This window comes from Shewanella sp. UCD-KL12 (genome assembly GCF_001957125.1).
Classification (GTDB): Bacteria; Pseudomonadota; Gammaproteobacteria; order Enterobacterales; family Shewanellaceae; genus Shewanella.
Genome location: NZ_MPHJ01000001.1, coordinates 947,817 through 968,051, shown reverse-complemented (window position 1 = coordinate 968,051; position 20,235 = coordinate 947,817). Strand labels below are relative to the sequence as shown.

The following is a 20,235-nucleotide window of genomic DNA, read 5'->3' as shown; positions in this document are numbered from 1 at the left end:
TCATTGAACTGCTAACGGCTTGCTCTTTTAACTGTTAACAGCCTGCATATGGAACTCAAACTCATCTTCACCTGTGATGGTAAAACCAAGCCTTTGGTAGAGTGATAAAGCGGGGTTATCTTTCAATACAGTGAGCTCAACTCTCTTTGTGTCAGCTTGTTGTAAAACCTCTTCAACCACTTTTTTACCTATGCCTTGACCTTGAAAGGCTGGATGTATTTGCAACTGCATAATCTCAATTTTGTCATTATCCTCTCGATACTTTAATGTCCCCACCATCCGAGCCTTATTATCTGTGTGTTGTGAGATTAAGTGTGAACATTCATAAGCATCATCGAGGCGGAATTCATGCTCAGCCTCCGATAAAAACTGACCGGATTTTTCTAGATGCTCAACCATAGTCAGCTTGCGTAGCTTTAATAGATAAGCTCTATCATCTTGTGTTGCTTGGATAAATTTAAATTTCATTAATCGTTCTCATGACTTAACAGGTAAATGACTCACCGCTGTAACAGTCACCTCTATGAGCACATCACCTTCAAGGTTTACACCTAAACACGTTCTTTGAGGCCAATGTTCAGGCTGCTCTCCTATCCATTCACACCAAACGTGATCCATTAAAGGTTTATCAGCCATATTAGCAATATACACTTGCGCTGAGACAATGTGGTGCTTGTCAGAATTAAGTTCCTGTAAATTATTCTCAATGGTCGATAGCGTGAGCTTTGTTTGCCCTTGGATTAATACCAATCAGCATAAAGACTTGATCGCTCAGCGAGAGTTTAGCGCTTCAGAGACAAGGCAACGAGTGAAGGGCATAGTTATTCTACGCTCTAGCTCGTTAACACGGCATCGGATGCGCTAAAACTCGCCTTTCAGGAGTGTTTTTGGCCGCCTGCTTCTTCGCTGAATAGCCTCGCAATGGAATAACCATTCCATCAACTATTCATCTTGAATCACTCGCCAAAAATAACTCTGAGTAGATCACTTTCTTATACTGATTGGTATTCTTGTATCTGACGATGTTGCGACTGTCCAAACTAAATCTTTGTATGCTGATGACTTACTGCGTCCATTAAATATCCCACTTTTTCGTTCAATCAATTATATGACTCCCAGTTCCATTTCAGAGCCGCTAAACCACGATTTAAAGTCGCATTCACACTGTATAGTCAACACGTTTAGCGAAAGTTACCAGTCGAAAGTTACACGTAAAGTGAGTGTAAATAAAGGCTTCAACAGAGGAAGCACAGACAGTTAAGCCCTGCTAACTTGCTGTGGGTATAGCTCATTATGGGGAAATACCTGTGAAATTTGTGTAGGTGACAACTGCCAATGTTGACTCAAAGTTGTAGCTAGCCAACTAAAGGTATTGCTGGTTGGCATAAGATCCCTTTGTTGATACAAGGCTTCAGCCTTCAAGCCTGGCCAGCTCCCTAATACTTGCCCACCTTTGACAGCGCCTCCAGCGAGAAACATCGCGCTAGCAGTACCATGATCGGTCCCTCCTGTGCCATTTTCTTTCGCCGTACGACCAAACTCAGTGGCGATGGCAACCACAGTATCTTGCCACTGCGCACCTAGGCCAGACTTAAGCGCTGCCAAGCCCGTATCTAGTTGAGTCAGTTGTCGCTGCAGACGATTGTGCTGATTGTTGTGAGTATCCCAGCCACCTAGCTCTAACATGGCACAATCCATCTGCTTATTTGCCTTTAATAAATTGGCACAAGCCGTTGCCAGTTCACTAAACTGACGACCCGTTTTTTTTGAGGTTGCACCTGATGACATGGCGCTCTCTTTCAACGCTATCCCCTTAGATAGATGAGTATGCAGCAGTTCGTCATCTTGATACATCTGCATCAAGCTTTGTAACACATCATCTTCAGCCGTTTTCAAATTAGAGGGATACCAAGTGCTGACCTTGTCACTGCCGCGCAAACTGATTGGTGTGGTTTGCGAAATCGCTATCGAGTCATTTTGCTGTATGGCCATCACACGCCCGAGCCAGCCAGAATCATAATTTTGGCTGCCAGTGCCACTCTCAAGGTAATCCTGACCATCAAAATGTGAGCGACTTTCATAGCCCGTAGAGACAGCAACGATGGGCAATAGCGCTTTAGCCTGATACCAGCTATGCAGGTTGCTCAATGCTGGATTTAAGCTAAAGCCTTTCGATAAAGGCAGGCCAGTACCTGAAAGTTTGGCTGATAGCTTGGGTCGTAACAGTTTAAATTGAGGGTCGAACTCGGGGATAACTGTGTGTAATGAATCAAGCGCGCCTCGCAGCACTATCCAGATAAAGTATTTGGGAGCAGATTTCCCCTCTGCAGCCAAGGCCAGGTGCGGGCTTTGCATCATGACTAAACTGCCACCAAGAAGCTTAACGAACTCTCTACGATGCATCTCTATTCTCCTTAATCGCTGCTTTCAAACTTCCCCCCCTCCCTTACCTTTTGAGCAGATATGCTCATTCTTTACCTTCTCAACGCCTACCTTCTTAAGAAGTCAGGGCTCATTAATAACAGCGCCAAGGCATTTTCACGGCTCTCGGCTCTGGTGATAGTGAGATATGACCGCTCAGTAATTTGCCTGCCAAGCAGTTGAGAAATCAATGGTTTCACCTCAATATTTCGCTGTTTATTAGCAAGGTTAGCAGACCAATCGATTCTTGCGAGCAAGGCGCTAGGTCCATTCCAGTCAAGCTCAGTATCACCATACCCTTTCGGCGAGTTTGCTTTAAATGGCTGCTGCCCGAGTATTTTAAGCTCATTGATAAGCTTTCTCGGTTTAGCACCTGGTAACGATAAGCCCCGATAGCTCGAAATAAGGTGCTCCCGAGGGCTTTTAAATTTTAATGATTTGGCTTGCCAAGATTCAGGGCTATCGATAAGCGTGAGCATCACTTGATTAAGATTGCCTTGAGTCATCAACCAACGCTGAGTTAATCGCTGAACTAAGGCTTGAGGGGGCGTATCGCTAATAAAGTGGCGCGCAAGTTTATAACATACATGCTCAGCGGTTTTCGGGTGCATGGCTAAATCCTGTAGCATAGCGCGCCCTTGAGCTTCCCCCTTTTCACTATAAGTTTTATTTAATAACACCCGCTCACCGGGCTCATGCCCTCGCTCTTTATAATAAAAACCATTCCTGCCATCGATTGATGGCTTAGCAATGCTCCAACCGCTTATCCCTTTTGCAAGCTCTACGACATCCCCTTGAACATAACCCCCATCGACACCTAAGGTATGTAACTCGAGAATTTCACGGGCAAGGTTTTCATTAAGGCCTTTGCCACGTTTTCCCGCTTTTGAGTTCGGCCCAAATGATTTTTCATTATTGAGATACTTGAGCATCGCCGGATGCTGAGTGACAGCGAATAACATATCAGAAAAGGAGCCCAACAGATGAGGCGCTATGGCTTCACGCTCTAAGGTAGGTGCGAGCGCAGTCATCATCGCCCCTTGTGCAGACACACTGAAATGATTGGAGAAAAAGTCCAATAGCCGCCACATCATGCTGCTTGATGAGTTAATCGCTCGATTAATAGAGTCTGCGCTTAACTGGCTATAACTTTGTCTAAAAAAGGGCCGTTCTTTTTTTGCTTCCTCCTTGGCTGTATTTGCCTTGCCCTCCTTTTTACGCAGCTTTTTTTGTTGGCTGTATAAAGCCAGTTTTTGTAGGAGTTGTTCAGAGTGAGGCAGCTTAGCATCGAATGTGATTGGCTGTAGCTGAGCAATCAAAAAGGCTTTAGGATCAGTAGATGCCTTATCTATTTCGCCCACTTTAGCGCCGTAACCAAAACGGTTAACGGCAATCACAGCCTCTAATGACATTCAACCTCTCCAACTCAATCATGTTAATACACTTAACATAGTGAGCTTTGCTGTAGATTCAAAGGGTTTTACACTCTTTTACGCTAGAGATAGCAATGTTCAATAAAATCAGTAAAGAGCAAAAAGCCACCTTTAACAGTGGCTTTGGAACTATTTATTACTACAGAATCTATTACAACAGATAGAGGATATGACGATGATAAAATATTAGCTTAACGCTTCATATTTGGGTATTCAAACTCATGGCACTGATTACAGTACACCTTGCTCTGTTTATGCTCTTGATGACAGTAAGTACAGGCTAAATCTGTACCATAATGCATGCTATCATGAGGATTTGGCTCAACGGTATGGCCTGCATCAGCTGGTCGCTTAGTTTGTGCAGCCACATCCTCGACGCTGCCATGGCAACTTTCGCAAGCGCTAACTTGTGGAATGGTTTTGCGTTTCACATCCCCATGGCAGGCTGCACATTCAACCTGTCCACTTTCATCTGTCATTATCTCTTTATGATAATCTTTGATTTTCATAGCATTCGCAAAAGGTGAAAATGCAGTCGCTAGGGAAAAGGCAAGTGTAAGGCTCAATGAGAGCACTGATAAGTTTTTAAACATGTTGGATCCTACAAGGTCTCACAGTGGGAGTCATAGCCTCCCACTTGATTAATTTGAGTTTATGAGTCGTTAACCGATTGATTAATAATTCATGATAAAGGCGTGAGATGCGCTAATATCAGGTGTAAACGGACGGTCTACACTGACAAATGGCACCTCTTTGCGATAAGCCTGGTACATAGCTTGAGTCGCCTTGCCTAGCTTAAGTTGACTGTTTGCCAGCTTTCTTAGGTCAATGGCCTGCGTTGAGTGCAGTAACTCGAGCCCGTACATCACATTGGTGTTATCAACAATCTGAATAAGGTTGTCAGAAGCGAGCTTTAGGTTCGTGAAGGTATCTTCGATATTACCCGCAATAGCAATACCGTCGAACGATACTGGATTTGCCAACATTTTATTGCGCACCTGCATATCAACAAACGTCTTCTGTATTGCACCAAATGCATGGCCATTGTTGCCCGGCGCACTCAAAAACCGTGGCAGATGAGTAAAGTGATCATCTGACAAGTGAATGGTACGCATGGCGCTGTTATGAGACATATGAGTCAAAGCGATGCTTAACTGCTGCGTAGCTAATGCGACAGGAAGCGGCTCAAAGTTGGTAGTTGGGAACACGCCGCCTTTACCTTCAACCAGGTACTTATTCACTTGAGAATGCTGCGAATAATCAGCGGTATCGCCCATCACAACGGCAGGATTATCATCAGAGTGGTTTATCTGGACCTCAATCACATTACCTAAATTATCCAGTGCATCTTTAGCACTAGCCAAGGTATAAGCCGTTGTGCGATAGCTTAACGGGTCCTGCAACGAACGCTCATCATTAACATTCCACAGATAGCTGCCATCAAGATCGGCTAAGATCTCAGTTGTCGCTTCTTTAATATAGGGGAACGGGCGAATATTATTTGTTTGTGGCAGGAATGGCGCCACGTTTCCGTTAAGACCTTCAAGACTCAAGCTAAACACAGTCGGAGTCACATCGATCAACTTAGCGGCGTCTCGGTAGCCTTTCATGGCGTAACTGACTGCAACTGAGTTGTTTGAAAGGATTGACAGCGCATCTTTCCCCACGGGATCTAACGGTTTGATACCTTCCGCTTTCATTGCGCTGGCACTGCTAACGCGCTTACCTTTATACATCACATCCCACTCGCCAATCATGGCAAGGCCGACATGGGATGAAAGCAAGATATCAGCTTCGCCCACTGTGCCTCTTGATGGAATAATTGGCGTAATGCCTTCATTTAGATAAGCTTGATAGAGGTCGGCAACATAAGGCTGTACGCCAGTATGACCCGACAAGATAGTATTAAGCCTTACCGCTAAAGCAACGCGCGTCAGACGTACAGGCATCGCTTCACCAATACCAGCACTGTGAGCGCGAAGGGTACTGTAGTTAAAGGATTTAGATGCCTTAATCACTTCATCACTTAGCTCACCATTTGCAGAGAAGAGTTTATGATCTTTGTTTAGCCCAACGCCGACGGTCAGTCCATACACAGGCTTACCTAGTCGAGCGGCGTCCATCAACAGTGAATGCGCCTTACCCAATTGCTTTCTTGCCTGTTTAGCAATTTTGACCTCTGCACCATCTGCAATTTCCCAAGCCTGTGCTTGAGTCAGGTGCTGACCATCGAGTACCACACTGTCCATCGCCAACGCACTACCAGAAAGTAAGCTGAGTGCAGCGGCAATCAAAATCATCTGTTTGTTATTGTTCATCTGTCTATCCATTACGTTTCAACTGAAACGATTAAAATTCATTAGCTATCAAAACAGTCACTAGGCTTGCGCTAGCTCGACTCGCTTGGACTGTGTACACATCTGACCGGCATTACGTCCAGTTACCACACCTTCGGCAACGGCGCAGGCTCCGAGGCGACTTGCCCCATGAATGCCACCAGTTGCCTCACCGGCTGCGAACAAACCTTCGATAGGCTTATCTGTGACAAGGTGCAGCACCTGAGAGTGTGTGTTTACTCGGACTCCGCCCATGCAGTAATGCACTTTTGGCCACATGCGCACCCCATACCAAGGACCTTGCTCTAGTTTCATCGCCTTTTGCATAGGACGGCCAAACTCACTGTCTTTGCCCGCCGATACCGCCTGATTCCAGCGTGCAACCTGCTCTTTAAGCGCTTTTGCTGGAATGCCATAAAGCTGAGCTAATTCATCTAAGGTTTCCGCCTTTTGAATCACCTTATACTTAAGCCCCCAAGCTAATGTTTGCGCTTTTTTAGCGCCCTGGGCATTAGTAAACCCTATCGGATATACTGGGTTTCCCTGCTCATCGCGGCGGGTCATGATGGCGTCAGCACGGGCCTTTCTGTCAGCCAGCTCATTAAAGAAGCGCTCACCGGTACGTGAATCGACGACGATGCCGCTTGGGTAAGTTGCGATGGTGTTGAACTGAGAAGCTGTGCCAAAGCCCTTCTCATCAGGAGATGCCCACGGGCCTAGCTGAATTTGATCGAGATGAATAGGATTAGCCCCGATTAACATCATCTGCTTGAGTGCTTCAGATGTAGCTCCTGGGTGATTGGTTGAGTCCAACTCCTTGGTCAATTTTGGCTGCTGCATCTGACGATACTCGATATCTCGCCCAAAGCCTCCTGTGGCCATGATCACTCCCTTACTTGCACCAAACAGGCGTACTTTACCTGTTTTATTTCTGGGAAAATAAAAGCCATCTCGAACCTTAATGCCGATCACACGTCCTTCATCATTTTTGACGAAAGATTCGAGCTTAGTCTGATTTCGCATATCGATACCCGCCTTCTTCGCCGCCTTGATTAAAGGACGAATAATGCCAGCACCCGAGCTCTCAACCGTCTGCAAAACACGTGGCAGTGAATGTCCACCAAAATGCTGTACAAAAGGTTTCCACTTAACCCCGTGTTCGGTTAACCATTCACATGACTCTGCCGTGCCATTACAGACAAGCTTGAGCATCTCAACATCATTCATCCCTCTGCCTGCTTCCAGCATATCGGCGACCATAGTGTCGACAGAGTCTTCAATGCCCTCTTGCTTCTGCAAGGGAGAACCCGCAACCGCCATAGCGCCACCGTTGATGGTCGAGTTACCTCCGAACACTGGCATCTTATCGATCACCATCACGCTATCACCCGACTCTCTAGCCTTAAGCGCTGCAGACATACCGGCGAAGCCACTGCCGATAACGATAATATCGACAACTTCATCAAACTTAGTCTGACCTTTACCTTGTGTTGCAGCCATCACGGGTAAGGTCGCTGCGCTACCTATGCCAGCTAAAGTTAGGGCTGCGCCCCCTTTTAATAGCTGACGCCGGCTATGATCCATCTTCTGTTTTTCACTCATGTTTCATCATCCCTCTTCTCATTCTTCTTACTCTGAACTAGCACTAGAAATTGAATTCAACGTATTAATTTGAAAGAAAATAGTCAGACTAAACCTGTTAGTACTTAGCTAATTTCTGTTCTGCTGATGCCTATGAACAGTGCAGCAGGTATGCCAACTACCTAAAAAGAGGTGTAGAGAAATGATTGTTTGAAGAGGGACACAGAATCACGATATATAATGATCTACAATCACGAAACTTCGTGGTTAATATGAAATATCAATGGAAAGAAAATTCTATTACAACGCAACTCAACGTCTATGTAGCAGTCTGCAGCTTGAGGAGTCACTGCAAAGTTACTTTGAGCTCATCAAGCAAGTTTTGCCTATCGATGGGATCTTCCTCAATATTTATCGACCTGAGTTCAGTGACATTCAGTTTCTTGCTCATGTTAATGAGCAGGTGGCAACGCCTCTAGAGAACCAAGTGCCTATCTCAAAAGAGATGGAGCAGTTACTCCAGCAAGCGGACCGTCCTGTCATCAGAATTGTCAATGACATTTCATTAGATAGCGTGACGCAGTTTGTTGCCCCTAAGGTCATTCCTGACATTAAATCATTGATACTGATGAGGATGGTTTCAGGGAATACGCACCTAGGCATAGTTGGCTTTTACGCTAAAAACGTTGGAGTATTCAAAACTAAGCATGGGGATATGATTGAGCCACATATGCAGACCTTCTCTTTGATCACGGCGTTTAACCTCAAAGACAGAAATCTACTCATGTTGAATCAAGCGTTGACTCAGCAGAACCGTTCACTCAAGCGCGTTATCTTTACCCCCAATGGCGTTGTTGGCGGAAATGCAGGGCTGAAAAAAGTGATGAGCCAAGTTGAGGCCATCGCAAAACTTAACACAAGCGTATTACTCCAAGGGGAAACGGGCTGTGGTAAAGAGGTCATTGCCAATGCGGTTCATGAACAATCTTCACGCTCAAGCCGACCCTTTATCAAGGTCAACTGCGGGGCAATCCCTGACACATTGATTGATTCAGAGCTATTCGGTTATGAGAAAGGCGCCTTCACAGGGGCTGAAAAACGCAAAGCGGGTCACTTTGAGCAAGCCAATGGCGGGACCATTTTCCTTGATGAAATTGGCGAGCTGCCGTTATCGGCTCAGGTCCGTTTACTGCGGGTATTACAGAACAGTACCATCACAAGAGTCGGCGGCCATGATAGTGTTCAACTCGATATTCGGGTGATAGCCGCTACCCACAGAAATTTACAAGCTATGGTACACAGTGGTGAGTTTCGTGAAGATCTCTGGTATCGCTTAGCGATATTCCCAATAGAGATCCCCTCATTAAGGCAAAGACGCTCGGACATTCCCCTACTAGTGCAACATTTTCTCGAGGTTCTTAGCGCAAAATTCAACCTGAGCAAACTCCCTAGAGTCTCCACCGAGCAGCTAGATGCACTCAATAGCTATCAATGGCCTGGTAATGTGCGTGAATTAATTAATGTGCTAGAAAGAGCCATTATTCAATCCCCCCAAGGGCCACTAAACTTTGATTTTATCTCAGCCACTCATAGCGAAGAAGCTGTCGAAAGTAGCTCTGGCGAGACGATAGTTATCGACCCAAGTCATGCCTCAGACAAACTGGTTCCGCTAGATACTATGATCAGTAAATATATCGAACATGCAATGCGTGTCACTGGCGGAAAACTCTATGGGACTGGCGGCGCCGCAGAGCTGTTAGATATCAACCCCAACACCCTGCGCAGCAAAATGAAAAAACTTGGGATCTGCTGAAACTCACTCGTTCTCAGGTGTAAATAATCCACCTTCTGAAGAAGGTGGCTTTAAAATGACTCCCTATAAGGGATCTTTAGTTACTGTGCACCTGCAAGTCGCCGTTGATATATCCCTATAGGCTCTACTAAATCACTGACCGCTATGGATGGCAGGGAATGCAGGTAAATGAATGGAACAGTTCCAGCACTGATTTAGAAGCTTGCACTACACTATTCACTAAACCTCTGCACAAAGTTCGGCATAAAAAGGCTCTATTAACGACTTCAAGAAAAGCCTATGGATGATAACCACCTACTGAAGTAGGTGGTTTAGGGCAGAAAATAAAAAACACCTCAAAGGAGGTGTTTTTTTGGTAGGTATTCGGTATACAGCTGTTTAGAAGAAGTATCTAATACCTATCGCATAATTGTTATCTTGAAGCGCTTCAAAGCTCTTATCATCCATCTCACTGAAGTCTAACTTGGCTTCGGCGTACATCACAGTGTCATTGCTGTAGCGATAATGTAGCCCCAGCACAGCAAATTGTCGCGTCCACTGCCCTTTGATAGCCGTATTCTCATCAGTATCTAAGTCTTGGTATGAGAGTAAGAAGCTTGGCACAAAGCCATTATCGTACTGGTAAGCGACGAGAAACTCACCTCCGGTTGAATCATATAATTGGCCTGCAACAAGCTCATTTTGCTTACTTTGGTGAGCATTAAAGCCTAGATATAAACCATCGGCTTCACGATTTGGCGCATATTGATAAAACGAGCCATACTGCGCGCCAACACCAAGGATCTCATTAGTATCATCAACAGCTACGCCCGCTAAACGGCCTTCAAAATCACCACGGTTGAAGCCTGCTAACACCTTAAACTTGTCAGTAAAGTGATAGGTTAAACTGGCACCATAGCTAGTATCAAAACTGATGTGTGAGCCATCATCTATCGCCATTCCGTCTTTATCAAATAGCGCAACATCGCCATTTTGCTTGGCAGCATATTGCAGGGCGATATCTAAACTTCCAAAAGAGTTACGGTAGACAAAGGCTGAATCTGCACGACCCGCACCAGTTAAGCCACCATCACCGAAGGTGTAAGCCCCCACAGAGTACCCAGTAAACACATTAAGCACATCGGTCGTGTAAGCCACATCATAATAGGCTCCCCACTGCTTACCAAAAGTTAAACTTCCCCACTTGTCATGGGCAAGTCCAACGTAGCCTAAACGGTTAAATAAAAAGTCTGAGCTTTTCTCTGCCCCTAACTGACCGCCTTCATATTTTAGGCTGTCATCACTGGTCACCATATTTATGCCCCACTCAGTATGAGCAAAGCTGCGCCAACCATTTTTCTCCTGACGGTCAAATCGAAAACCGATACGGGAAAAGTTGTCGACCACCGCAGTATCATTGCCATCGTTGAGCGCAGCAAAACCCAACCAACCCATCATGTTAATACTGTTGGTATCATCTTTATAAATTTCAGCAGCCTGAGCAGTTCCCGCAGCCAGCAAGGCTGGAACCAATAGCGCTAATACCTTCTTTTTCATCACATCTTTCCCTTACTTATTATTTGAATAGGCGCTTAATTAAAATAATTGTTACGCCTTTAAACATTTAAAAACTAAGTGGGAAACAGCATCTTGTATGCCATAGGGTAAATAGAGGTGGGATCGCCAGATAATTAGGAGCTAGATCGGTCAAACACGATATATCGTCAATCAACATCGTTAAATATCGTGTTAAAAATTAAATATCGTTGTATACCAGAGACGGTATGGTGATGAATGAAGTGAATGATTTTAAGCTTGGTGTTAAAGCGCAGAGATAGGAATGATAATGTGATACGACACTCCTTCACCTAGGGTGCTTTTGCAATGGATTTTCCCCTTAAACCTTTGGGTAATAATATTGTAAACCACGTGCATCCCGAGACCACTTCCCCCACTACCCATTTTTGTGGTAAAAAAAGGCTCATAGACCTTTTTGACATTTTCACTGCTCATTCCTTTACCATCATCAGTGTAATCAATTATTAGCTCACTATCAGTGAGCGAGGCATGAATCTTAATCTCGCCAGTGTTGAGCCCCTCAAAGCCATGTATCACCGAGTTCATCACAAAGTTGCTGATCACCTGAGCAAAGGGCCCAGGTTCAGAATCAATACTAAGCTGTTCATCGATATCAATATCTATCTTTATCGCTTTTTGCTTAAGCGTGTTATTCAAACTCAGTACACAATCAGCCACTATCTCCTTTAGCGAAAAGTCATAATGTGCTTCAGAAGTTTGCACCACTGCAATCTGCTTAAAACTCTTAATTAACTGGGTGGCTCGCTGCATATTTTTAGATATAAGAGATACGACTTCATTAGAGTACTCAAGGAATTCAGTGATATCTTCAGCCGTTAGCGTCTCATCGACAATATGCTTGTGTAAGATATCTAGCTGCTCTTGTAAGCTTGATATTCCAGTATATCCAACACCAAGCGGAGTATTCACTTCATGGGCGATACCTGCAACTAAAGAGCCTAAGGCTGATAATTTTTCAGACTCTATCAACTGTTGCTGTAGTGCTTTAAGTTGATGATAAGCCTGATCTAACTTATCCTTTTCGTCTTTTACTTTTTGACTATATTCAGTCAGCTCAAGGTTGGCTTGCTCTAGTTTAAATGTGCGGTCCTTAACTTGAGATTCGAGTATGCGTTGATTCTGTTTTAAACTAACCTCATTCTTGGCTAAGGTTTTAACTGTTTTATCAAGGTACTGGCTCAGTTTTCCTAACTCATCGCTTCTCTCAAGGATAAACTCGACATCAGGTTTACCGCGTTCAACTTGGTTTGTTGACTCGACTAAAGTTCGAATAGCTTGTGTTAAACCTCTCCCCATTAAATAGGCAAAAATAACACCTACCAATATCGCTAATAGCGTGTATAACAAACCATTTCGAGTCACCAGTTTAAGGTTGTTGGTTATCTCTTTTCTATCTATACCAACCCGTGCCCAGCCTATCTGTTGTTCCTTAAACATAATTGGCGATGCCACATCGATAAAAGATTGATTATCAACAAGTACCTTGCTCACCACTGAGGGTTCTAACAAGGTTAGACTAATAGGATCATCTAAGTACTGACCCACTTTTTCTCGATTAGTGAACCCAATAACCCGGTTATTCATATCTAGAAAGATAGCGTAAGTCAGTCCAGGAAAGTCAGACTGGGATGCAATGATCTCTTCAATACCTACAATGTCATTAGCAAGCACCCAAGAAACACCATTGGCCGCTAAAGTATTACTTAACCCGACAGCCTGACTTTGACTCTGTGACACCATAAACGCTTGCTGTCTATGAACGAGATCAAACACAAAAATAGTCATTAGGCCGGCATGGGTCAGCGCCATGCCCAAAATCAGCTGTCTTGTAATTGACTTGGTCCAGAACTCTTTAATTGATAAAAGCATCTTGCTGCGATTTGGCTCCATCAAGGTTGAAGGTTAGCAATATATCTTGCTCAATTAATTGGCCTTACCTGCTCATTAAATTTTATTAAAAATTGATCCACGACTAAGTAATCTTCATTGGTGGCAAGCTCAAACTGGCTTAATGCCATTGCCTCGAGCATAAGCACACCTTCGGGATGAAGGTGCAACTCAGCGGTTAAATTTGCTACCTGTTCAACAATACTATTAGGGATATCATGTTTAGCTACTAAACCATTATTGATAAGAGGTGGCGTTGACCACTTCACCTCTAACTCATCAGCGAGCTCTGGCCGCTCTTTAGACAGGGCAATCCATGGAAGTGGCCAAGTAGAAGCTGCTGAAGTTTGTTTTAGGTATACATTCATAATTGAAGACTCTTGGGAGCCGACATAACGATTATCTAGATCTTCAGTCACATCAACACCATGAGTTTGCAAGTAATATTGCGGCATCATAGTTGCGGCTAAGGCTGTTGGAGCGGGATAACTTACTGCTTTGCCCTTAAGATCTGTCACCTTCTCTATGCCGCCATCCCTGCGCGTTAAAATAATCCCTTTAAAGTTTTCATCATCCCCCATTTTGGCAAAAACACGATAACCTTTACTCATCGCATTAAATGTTTGAAAGGGATTAGGTAGAGCAAAATCTAGCTTACCTGAATAGAGTTTTTCATCGAATGCTTCATAATTACGAGAAGCTTCAAGACTAAAACTAACCCCCTCAATATTATCTGACAGGTACTGCATGTAGGGATTGAATATCTCAAATAACCGCTGAGGATTGTGCAGTGGATGTATACCAAAAATATAATCTGTTTTTGTCACTGGAGAGCTTGGCGAGAAATGAAGCCTATAATCACTGCTCTTCTCAACTTCACAAGCCAATAAGCAGGTAAGAGAGAAAATTAAGGTTGCGCTTCTACTGAAGCCTATTGCCACTTTGGCAATTAACATGAAAGAAAACCCACAACCCACCCCATAGCGGCTCAATTGTTAACCCTATAATTGTAGTAGTGAAGCGAGCGGCGTCAATCATACCTTAGCCAAACTTCCACTAACAAGAGTCGAGCAAGCTCACTGATGCTAGGAGGCGATACAAGCCTCCAACATGACTAAACATAGCCATCAGGATTAAGGCGTTGCCAATGCCATGTATCGGCGATCATCTGTTGAAGCTCTCTCTTAGATGACCAATCCAGCTCCAGCCTTGCCCTTTGTGAGCTGGCATAACACTGAGCAATATCTCCAGGCCGCCTCGCTGCTATCTGATAAGGAATATCTTGACCTGTCACTTTAGAAAATTCAGTGACCATCTCCAAAACGGAGACCCCTTGGCCAGTACCCAAATTAAACACATGACAACCAGCTTGTTCATTGCGTTGCTTGAGGGCAGCAACATGCCCTTGGGCGAGATCCACCACATGAATGTAATCTCGGACACCAGTGCCATCTGGGGTGTCATAATCATCGCCAAATATGGATAAACTTTTCCGCTTACCTACTGCAACTTGAGCGATGAAAGGCATCAAATTACTTGGGACACCTTGAGGGTCTTCGCCAAGGGTTCCTGAGTCATGTGCGCCTACTGGATTAAAATACCTCAACAAGGTAACCGATACCTCACTATTTGATTCGACCCAATGCTGACACATCAGCTCAATAACCAGTTTCGTTTGTCCATAGGGGTTGGTGGCTCTTAACGGTGAGCTTTCGAAAATAGGCACACTATCGGGATCGCCATAAACAGTTGCTGACGATGAGAAAATGAGCGTTTTCACGCCATGCTTTTGCATCGCCCTCAATAAGCATAGGGAGCCATTAACGTTATTATCATAATAGTTAAGTGGATCCATCGTAGACTCCCCCACCGCTTTAAGCCCTGCGAAATGGAGAACGGCGTCAATATTATGCTGGCTAAATATCGTTTCCAACAAAGCAGCATCACGGATATCACCCTCAATCGTGATCATCTGTTGGCCAGTAATATTTATAACCCGATTAAGCGCCTCCGGCTTAGCATTGCTAAAATTATCCAGCACGATCACCTGCTCACCGGCATTCAACAGTTCGACACAGGTATGAGAGCCAATATAACCCGCGCCCCCTGTCACTAAAATATTCATCGATGTTTTGCTCATGTTGACACTCACCGCTGAACAGAGAGTGTGAGTTATTCAGAATAAGGAGGCTAGGCCTCCATGTTGGGTAAGAGTTAGGCCTTTACCACCACGTCACGTACAAGGTATTAAGGATAACGACCACCCCAAATGCCGAGACGTTAAATGAACGCTGAGTGCCAAAGCTAATGTGGCTCAGATCGACACTTTGATCACTCGTCGTCGCATTGCCCATCAAGGAGACACACACAGTCACTGCCAGACAAAGAAGGAATACAATGCTGATCCTGTCCATAAAGGGCAATTCCGGCCAATACATCCGCAGTGCAAAGGAAAACAGCGCTGAGCCAAGTGCGGCAGCTAAGGCCGCCTGAGAGGTGGTTTTCTTCCAAAACATCCCGGTCAGAAATATCACCACGATCCCCGGAGTAAATACTCCGGTAAACTCCTGAATATACTGGAAGGCCTGATCGAACTTACCCAGTAACGGCTCAGCCATCAGTAGGGCTATCACCAGACTAATGAAACTGGCACAGCGCCCGACAAACACATAATGACGCTGACTTTTCTCAGGCTTAAGTTGGGTATAGATATCCATAGTGAAGATGGTTGAGATACTATTGGTCATAGACGCCAGTGATGACACAATCGCGGCCACCAGCGCAGCAAAGACCAAGCCTTTAATCCCCGTGGGCATTAACGCCATCATCGACGGATACGCCTGATCGGGCGTGGTCAGGTTAGGGTGTAATACCACCGCCGCTATCCCGGGCAGCACCACAATTAGTGGCATCAACAGTTTCAGGTAGGCAGCAAAGGCGATGCCTTTTTGCGCTTCCTGAATACTTTTAGCCGCTAGTGCCCGTTGAATGATGTACTGATTAAACCCCCAGTAACTGATGTTCATGATCCATAAGCCACCCACTAAAACTGATATACCCGGTAAGCTCATATAATGCGGATTACTCTCGGTAAGGATCATCTCAAAATGACCCGGCAAGCCGGTAGCCAATACCGTAAACCCTGCTACTACTCCTTGGCCGTCAGACACTGCATCGAGCGCTAAGTAACTGAGCAGTAACCCACCAAAAATCAGCAATACCACTTGAATAATGTCGGTGTACGCAACTGCCTTTAACCCGCCGTACAGCGAATAGGCGAGTGAAAACATCGCCAGAAAAATCATGCCATACATCCAATCAATGCCTGCGACGGTTTCAATGGCCAAGCCACCAAGCCATAAAACGGCAGTTAAATTGACAAAAATGTACACAGATAACCAAAACAGCGCGAGGGTCGTCTTGACCCGCTTATCAAACCGCTGCTCCAAATATTGTGGCATGGTAAAGATGTCGTTCTTAATAAAAATGGGCAACATGTACTTCCCCACCAAGATTAACGTAATGGCTGCCATCCACTCATAAGAGGCTATCGCTAACCCAATCGCATAACCTGAGCCAGACATGCCGATGATCTGTTCAGCCGAGATATTAGAAGCAATCAATGAGGCCCCTATAGCCCACCAAGGCAAAGATTTACTGGCCAGAAAATAGTCTTGGGTATTTCGTTCGTGGTCTTTATCATTACGGGAGATATACAGGGCCAGCACAAGCAGGCCCAACACATACCCAACGAAAATCGCAATATCAATATTGTTTAACATAGTCCTTGTCTCTTATTGTTATCGTTAATTATCCCGCCAAAAAATAATCCAACGACCTGTTATTCCTTGACAATAAACCTGCTATTTAAGCCATCAGCGATTAAAGGCTCCAGCTTGCGCCGAACAGACATAAACATCTGCGGTTAAACCGGTATTGACCTGATAATGCTCGGCGACGGTCTCTTCAACAGTGACGACATGCTTTTTAGGCACTAAGGCAATCACACAACCACCAAAGCCCCCACCGGTCATTCTGACTCCGCCCTCACAGCCGAGGCGCTCAGCTAACACCGCCACTAAAAAGTCAATCTCTGGGGTGGTGACTTCAAAATCATCCCGCAATGAGGCATGCGATGCGCTCATCAGTTGACTCAGTCGCTGAAAGTCGGCGCTTTTCAGGGCATCAAAGGTGCGCTCAGTTCGCGCGTTTTCACTAATCACATGACGGGCACGGCGATAAAGAGTCGATTCAAGCTGCCCTTCTACGGCGCATAATCTCTCAACACTGACATCACGCAAGGAGGGTCTATCAAAAAATTCCGCAGCTTCATCACACTGCTGGCGGCGCAAGTTATATTCACTCTCAACCAGATCTCGTTGCACATTGGAGTTAATAATCACCATCACCACATCATCGGGTAACGCCGCATAGCGGTAGCTTAGATCCCGGCAATCGAGCAACATGGCACGGTTATCTTGGCCTAATGCGGAGATAAGTTGGTCCATGATGCCGCAGTTACAGCCGACAAACTCATTCTCTGCTTGCTGACCCAATTTGGCAGCCTGCACCCCATCAATGCCTAATCCATACAGGTCAGACATGGCTTTAAGCACGGCAATTTCAAGGGAGGCCGATGAGCTCAATCCTGAGCCCTGAGGGATGTTGCCGTGTATCAATAGGTCGGCGCCGCCCACCGCTTTAGCCCTATCCTTATCATGGTCGTTAAGTCGCAGTGCCTGTAACAGACATAATATTGAACCACGGACATAGTTACTCCAGCTCACTGCCTCATCAAAGGTTATCTGCTCCAATCTGAAACTCACACGCTCACCGCCCATATCCATAGCGATCACATTGATCAAATTATCGCTGCGCTTGGCAGCCAGTACCGTGGTGCCCATATCGATGGCCACAGGCAATACAAATCCTTGGTTGTAATCGGTGTGGTCGCCAATCAGGTTGACCCGACCGGGTGCATAGGCCTGCAGCTCAGATCCGCTGCCGTAGGCCAGGATAAACGCCTGCTCAGCTCGGGCAGCCTTGATCGTTAATGAACTCATTGATTGTCCCTTTTTTTATAATGGATAGCCGACACATCCCTTAACCGCTGCGCCGCTTCTTCAGGGGTAATGTCACGTTGCGCCTCAGCCAAGAGTTCATATCCCACCATGAACTTCTTCACATTGGCACTGCGCAATAATGGCGGATAGAAATGCGCATGCAGGGTCCATTCTGAATGGATCTTTCGATCGTAAGGCGCCCCATGCCAACCCATTGAGTAAGGAAAAGAGCATTCAAATAAATTGTCATAACGGACTGTCAATTGTTGGATGATGTCAGCCAATGAGGTTTGCGTCGCAGGGGTCAACTCGGTCATCCGCTTGATGGGAAATCGCGGCAATAATAAGGTTTCAAATGGCCAAGCCGCCCAATACGGTACCACCACCAGCCAGTCGTCATTAGCGACCACCAGCCGCACTTCATTAGCCAGTTCACGCTGTGCATAGTCCGCTAACAAACTGCTGTTATGCTGTTGATTGTAAGCCAATAAATGTTTTTGCTTTTTTTCCACCAAGCTGGGCAACTGGGTCTGTGCCCACACTTGTCCATGGGGGTGAGGGTTGGAGCACCCCATCGCCGCGCCTTTATTTTCAAACAGCTGTACCCAGCGATACTCTTTGCCAAGTTCTGCACTTTGTTCTTTCCAAGTGGCGACCACCTGTTCGAGTTCGCCAAGTTCGAGCTCTGGTAAACTTTTACTGTGATGGGGTGAAAAACAGATCACCCGACTTTCACCTCGCTCCGTACTCAGTTGAAACAGAGGGTCATCTTGATGGGTTTTAGGCCCCTCAGGGAGCAGAGCTGAAAAATCATTTTTAAACACAAATGTGGCGTTATAGTCAGGGTTGATTTCACCATTAACGCGGGTATTACCTGCACACAGAAAACAACTGGCGTCATGGGCAGTCGATTCAATAAGGGCACTAGCCTCGACTTGACCTTGCCAGGGGCGCTTTGCTCTGTGTGGAGCAAGCAAGACCCACTCAGCGGTTAATGGATTGAAACGTCGATGAGCATGCTTAACCTCGGAAAACTGCTCTATAGGTTTTTTATCTTGCGCCATAGCTGGATTCTTTCCGTCATTCTTTGGATAGCTAGTATGCTCGGTTAGATCCCTGCGCCTGTCATTCCTGAAAAGGCGCTTTTATCTCCCATTTAACGATATCCACCTGGTTATTCACTGAATTGGTGGGCAAATACTAAATATAAAAATGCACAACAACGGTGAATAGCCTGAATAGAACACCATCTCCAGAAATGGAATGCTGATAATAATTGTCAGCAATAATTTAAATAACCCAACAGATAATTCATCGTTATTTATATTTATCAATGATGTCATTTAATTTTATTACCAATATACCTAACTGTTGCATACCCCGTTTTAATCACACCGAAGGCAAGTAATTAAATACCTATATATTCAATGCGATATACCTACATAACTATTCGATGGAATATAAACAGACTATTTTTCAATAATCATTAGTCTATTTTACGGTGGTAAGTATTGCTAACGGATGGTTGGATAATAACCAGGCATCAATAGAAGTTTGCAGTTGCTGATGTGATAAATAAAAACAATAGAACATTTATCCAGGAGTGAATAAACATCATGTTAAATCGCAAACCTTATGCAAGCCTCTCTATCGCCATTGGATTAGCCCTTGGCACTTTCACCCTCCCAGCTTACGCCGACGGTTTGATCCGCGATGCTCGAATCCGTCCAGCAACCGAAATTAAGATAAGCTCAAGCAATGCGGAGTTAGACCATGCCATAGACGGTTCAATTAACTTTATTTATGACTATCTTGTGGTTGGCCCGCAGCAGTATCCCACCACTGAAGTCGCTGACAGGATAACTAAATTCAGAGATGCGGGCGTCCCCGCAGTGCCATCACTGTGGGGCAGTTATCACGGCACACCGACCTCTAACGCGCAGGGTTACCGAGAAAACTTTTGTTTGCGCGACGTCGCCCATCAAACCGAAGGTGCCTCAATCCTCAGCTTAAATGAAGAAAATTTTGATATGTTGCAGCGCTTCGCCTTTGATGCCTTGCAAGATAAGCGCGTGCAGATCAGCGATCCAAACCTCGACCCCCTTGACCCTTGGGCTACGGCG

The 20,235-nt window shown here is 45.2% G+C and carries 15 protein-coding genes; 1 reads left to right on the top strand and 14 read right to left on the bottom strand.

The features are described 5' to 3' along the window. Window positions 1–27 precede the first annotated feature (27 nt). The 7 genes from BM736_RS04050 to BM736_RS04020 form a co-directional block, all read right to left on the bottom strand. Complete coding sequence (locus BM736_RS04050; protein WP_076408915.1) at window positions 28–468, bottom strand: N-acetyltransferase; 441 nt, start codon at window positions 466–468, stop codon at window positions 28–30. A gap of 9 nt (window positions 469–477) precedes the next feature. After that, window positions 478–750, bottom strand: a complete 273-nt coding sequence (locus BM736_RS04045; RefSeq protein ID WP_083699824.1) for a Rid family hydrolase — start codon at window positions 748–750, stop codon at window positions 478–480. 507 nt (window positions 751–1,257) lie between these two features. Further along, entirely contained in the window at window positions 1,258–2,403 is a 1,146-nt protein-coding gene (locus BM736_RS04040) for a DUF1501 domain-containing protein (protein ID WP_076408912.1), read from the bottom strand. A gap of 86 nt (window positions 2,404–2,489) precedes the next feature. Beyond that, the gene (locus BM736_RS04035; RefSeq protein WP_076408909.1) at window positions 2,490–3,833 is read right to left on the bottom strand and encodes a DUF1800 family protein; all 1,344 of its coding nucleotides are present in this window, start codon (window positions 3,831–3,833) and stop codon (window positions 2,490–2,492) included. 212 nt (window positions 3,834–4,045) lie between these two features. Next, window positions 4,046–4,447 carry a cytochrome c3 family protein gene (locus BM736_RS04030; RefSeq protein ID WP_076408907.1) on the bottom strand — a complete coding sequence of 134 codons (402 nt, stop codon included), beginning with the start codon at window positions 4,445–4,447 and terminating at the stop codon, window positions 4,046–4,048. Window positions 4,448–4,528: 81 nt separating this feature from the next. After that, window positions 4,529–6,172, bottom strand: a complete 1,644-nt coding sequence (hutH, locus tag BM736_RS04025; RefSeq protein WP_143562314.1) for a histidine ammonia-lyase — start codon at window positions 6,170–6,172, stop codon at window positions 4,529–4,531. A 60-nt stretch (window positions 6,173–6,232) separates the two neighbouring features. Then, a complete protein-coding gene (locus tag BM736_RS04020; protein ID WP_076408905.1) occupies window positions 6,233–7,792 on the bottom strand; it encodes a flavocytochrome c in 1,560 nt (519 codons plus the stop codon). A 262-nt stretch (window positions 7,793–8,054) separates the two neighbouring features. Here BM736_RS04020 and BM736_RS04015 point away from each other — a divergent pair, with 262 nt between their 5' ends. Beyond that, window positions 8,055–9,584, top strand: coding sequence for a sigma-54-dependent Fis family transcriptional regulator (locus BM736_RS04015; protein ID WP_076408903.1), 1,530 nt, complete (start codon window positions 8,055–8,057; stop codon window positions 9,582–9,584). A gap of 378 nt (window positions 9,585–9,962) precedes the next feature. On the opposite strand, the gene BM736_RS04010 is transcribed toward BM736_RS04015, so the two are convergent. The 7 genes from BM736_RS04010 to BM736_RS03980 all read right to left on the bottom strand — a co-directional run bounded on the left by BM736_RS04010 (window position 9,963) and on the right by BM736_RS03980 (window position 19,176). Then, the gene (locus tag BM736_RS04010; protein WP_076408901.1) at window positions 9,963–11,120 is read right to left on the bottom strand and encodes a porin; all 1,158 of its coding nucleotides are present in this window, start codon (window positions 11,118–11,120) and stop codon (window positions 9,963–9,965) included. 264 nt (window positions 11,121–11,384) lie between these two features. Then, window positions 11,385–13,031, bottom strand: a complete 1,647-nt coding sequence (locus BM736_RS04005) for an ATP-binding protein (RefSeq protein WP_179079006.1) — start codon at window positions 13,029–13,031, stop codon at window positions 11,385–11,387. A 50-nt stretch (window positions 13,032–13,081) separates the two neighbouring features. Then, a complete protein-coding gene (locus tag BM736_RS04000) occupies window positions 13,082–14,005 on the bottom strand; it encodes a phosphate/phosphite/phosphonate ABC transporter substrate-binding protein (RefSeq protein ID WP_076408896.1) in 924 nt (307 codons plus the stop codon). A gap of 158 nt (window positions 14,006–14,163) precedes the next feature. Continuing rightward, complete coding sequence (gene galE, locus BM736_RS03995) at window positions 14,164–15,174, bottom strand: UDP-glucose 4-epimerase GalE (protein ID WP_076408893.1); 1,011 nt, start codon at window positions 15,172–15,174, stop codon at window positions 14,164–14,166. Between the two features lie 97 nt (window positions 15,175–15,271). Beyond that, window positions 15,272–16,831 carry a sodium/sugar symporter gene (locus BM736_RS03990; protein ID WP_076408890.1) on the bottom strand — a complete coding sequence of 520 codons (1,560 nt, stop codon included), beginning with the start codon at window positions 16,829–16,831 and terminating at the stop codon, window positions 15,272–15,274. Between the two features lie 93 nt (window positions 16,832–16,924). Beyond that, complete coding sequence (gene galK, locus BM736_RS03985) at window positions 16,925–18,112, bottom strand: galactokinase (RefSeq protein ID WP_083699822.1); 1,188 nt, start codon at window positions 18,110–18,112, stop codon at window positions 16,925–16,927. Next, a complete protein-coding gene (locus BM736_RS03980) occupies window positions 18,109–19,176 on the bottom strand; it encodes a UDP-glucose--hexose-1-phosphate uridylyltransferase (protein ID WP_076408888.1) in 1,068 nt (355 codons plus the stop codon). Before BM736_RS03980 ends, galK begins: the two co-directional genes overlap by 4 nt. Window positions 19,177–20,235: the final 1,059 nt, after the last annotated feature.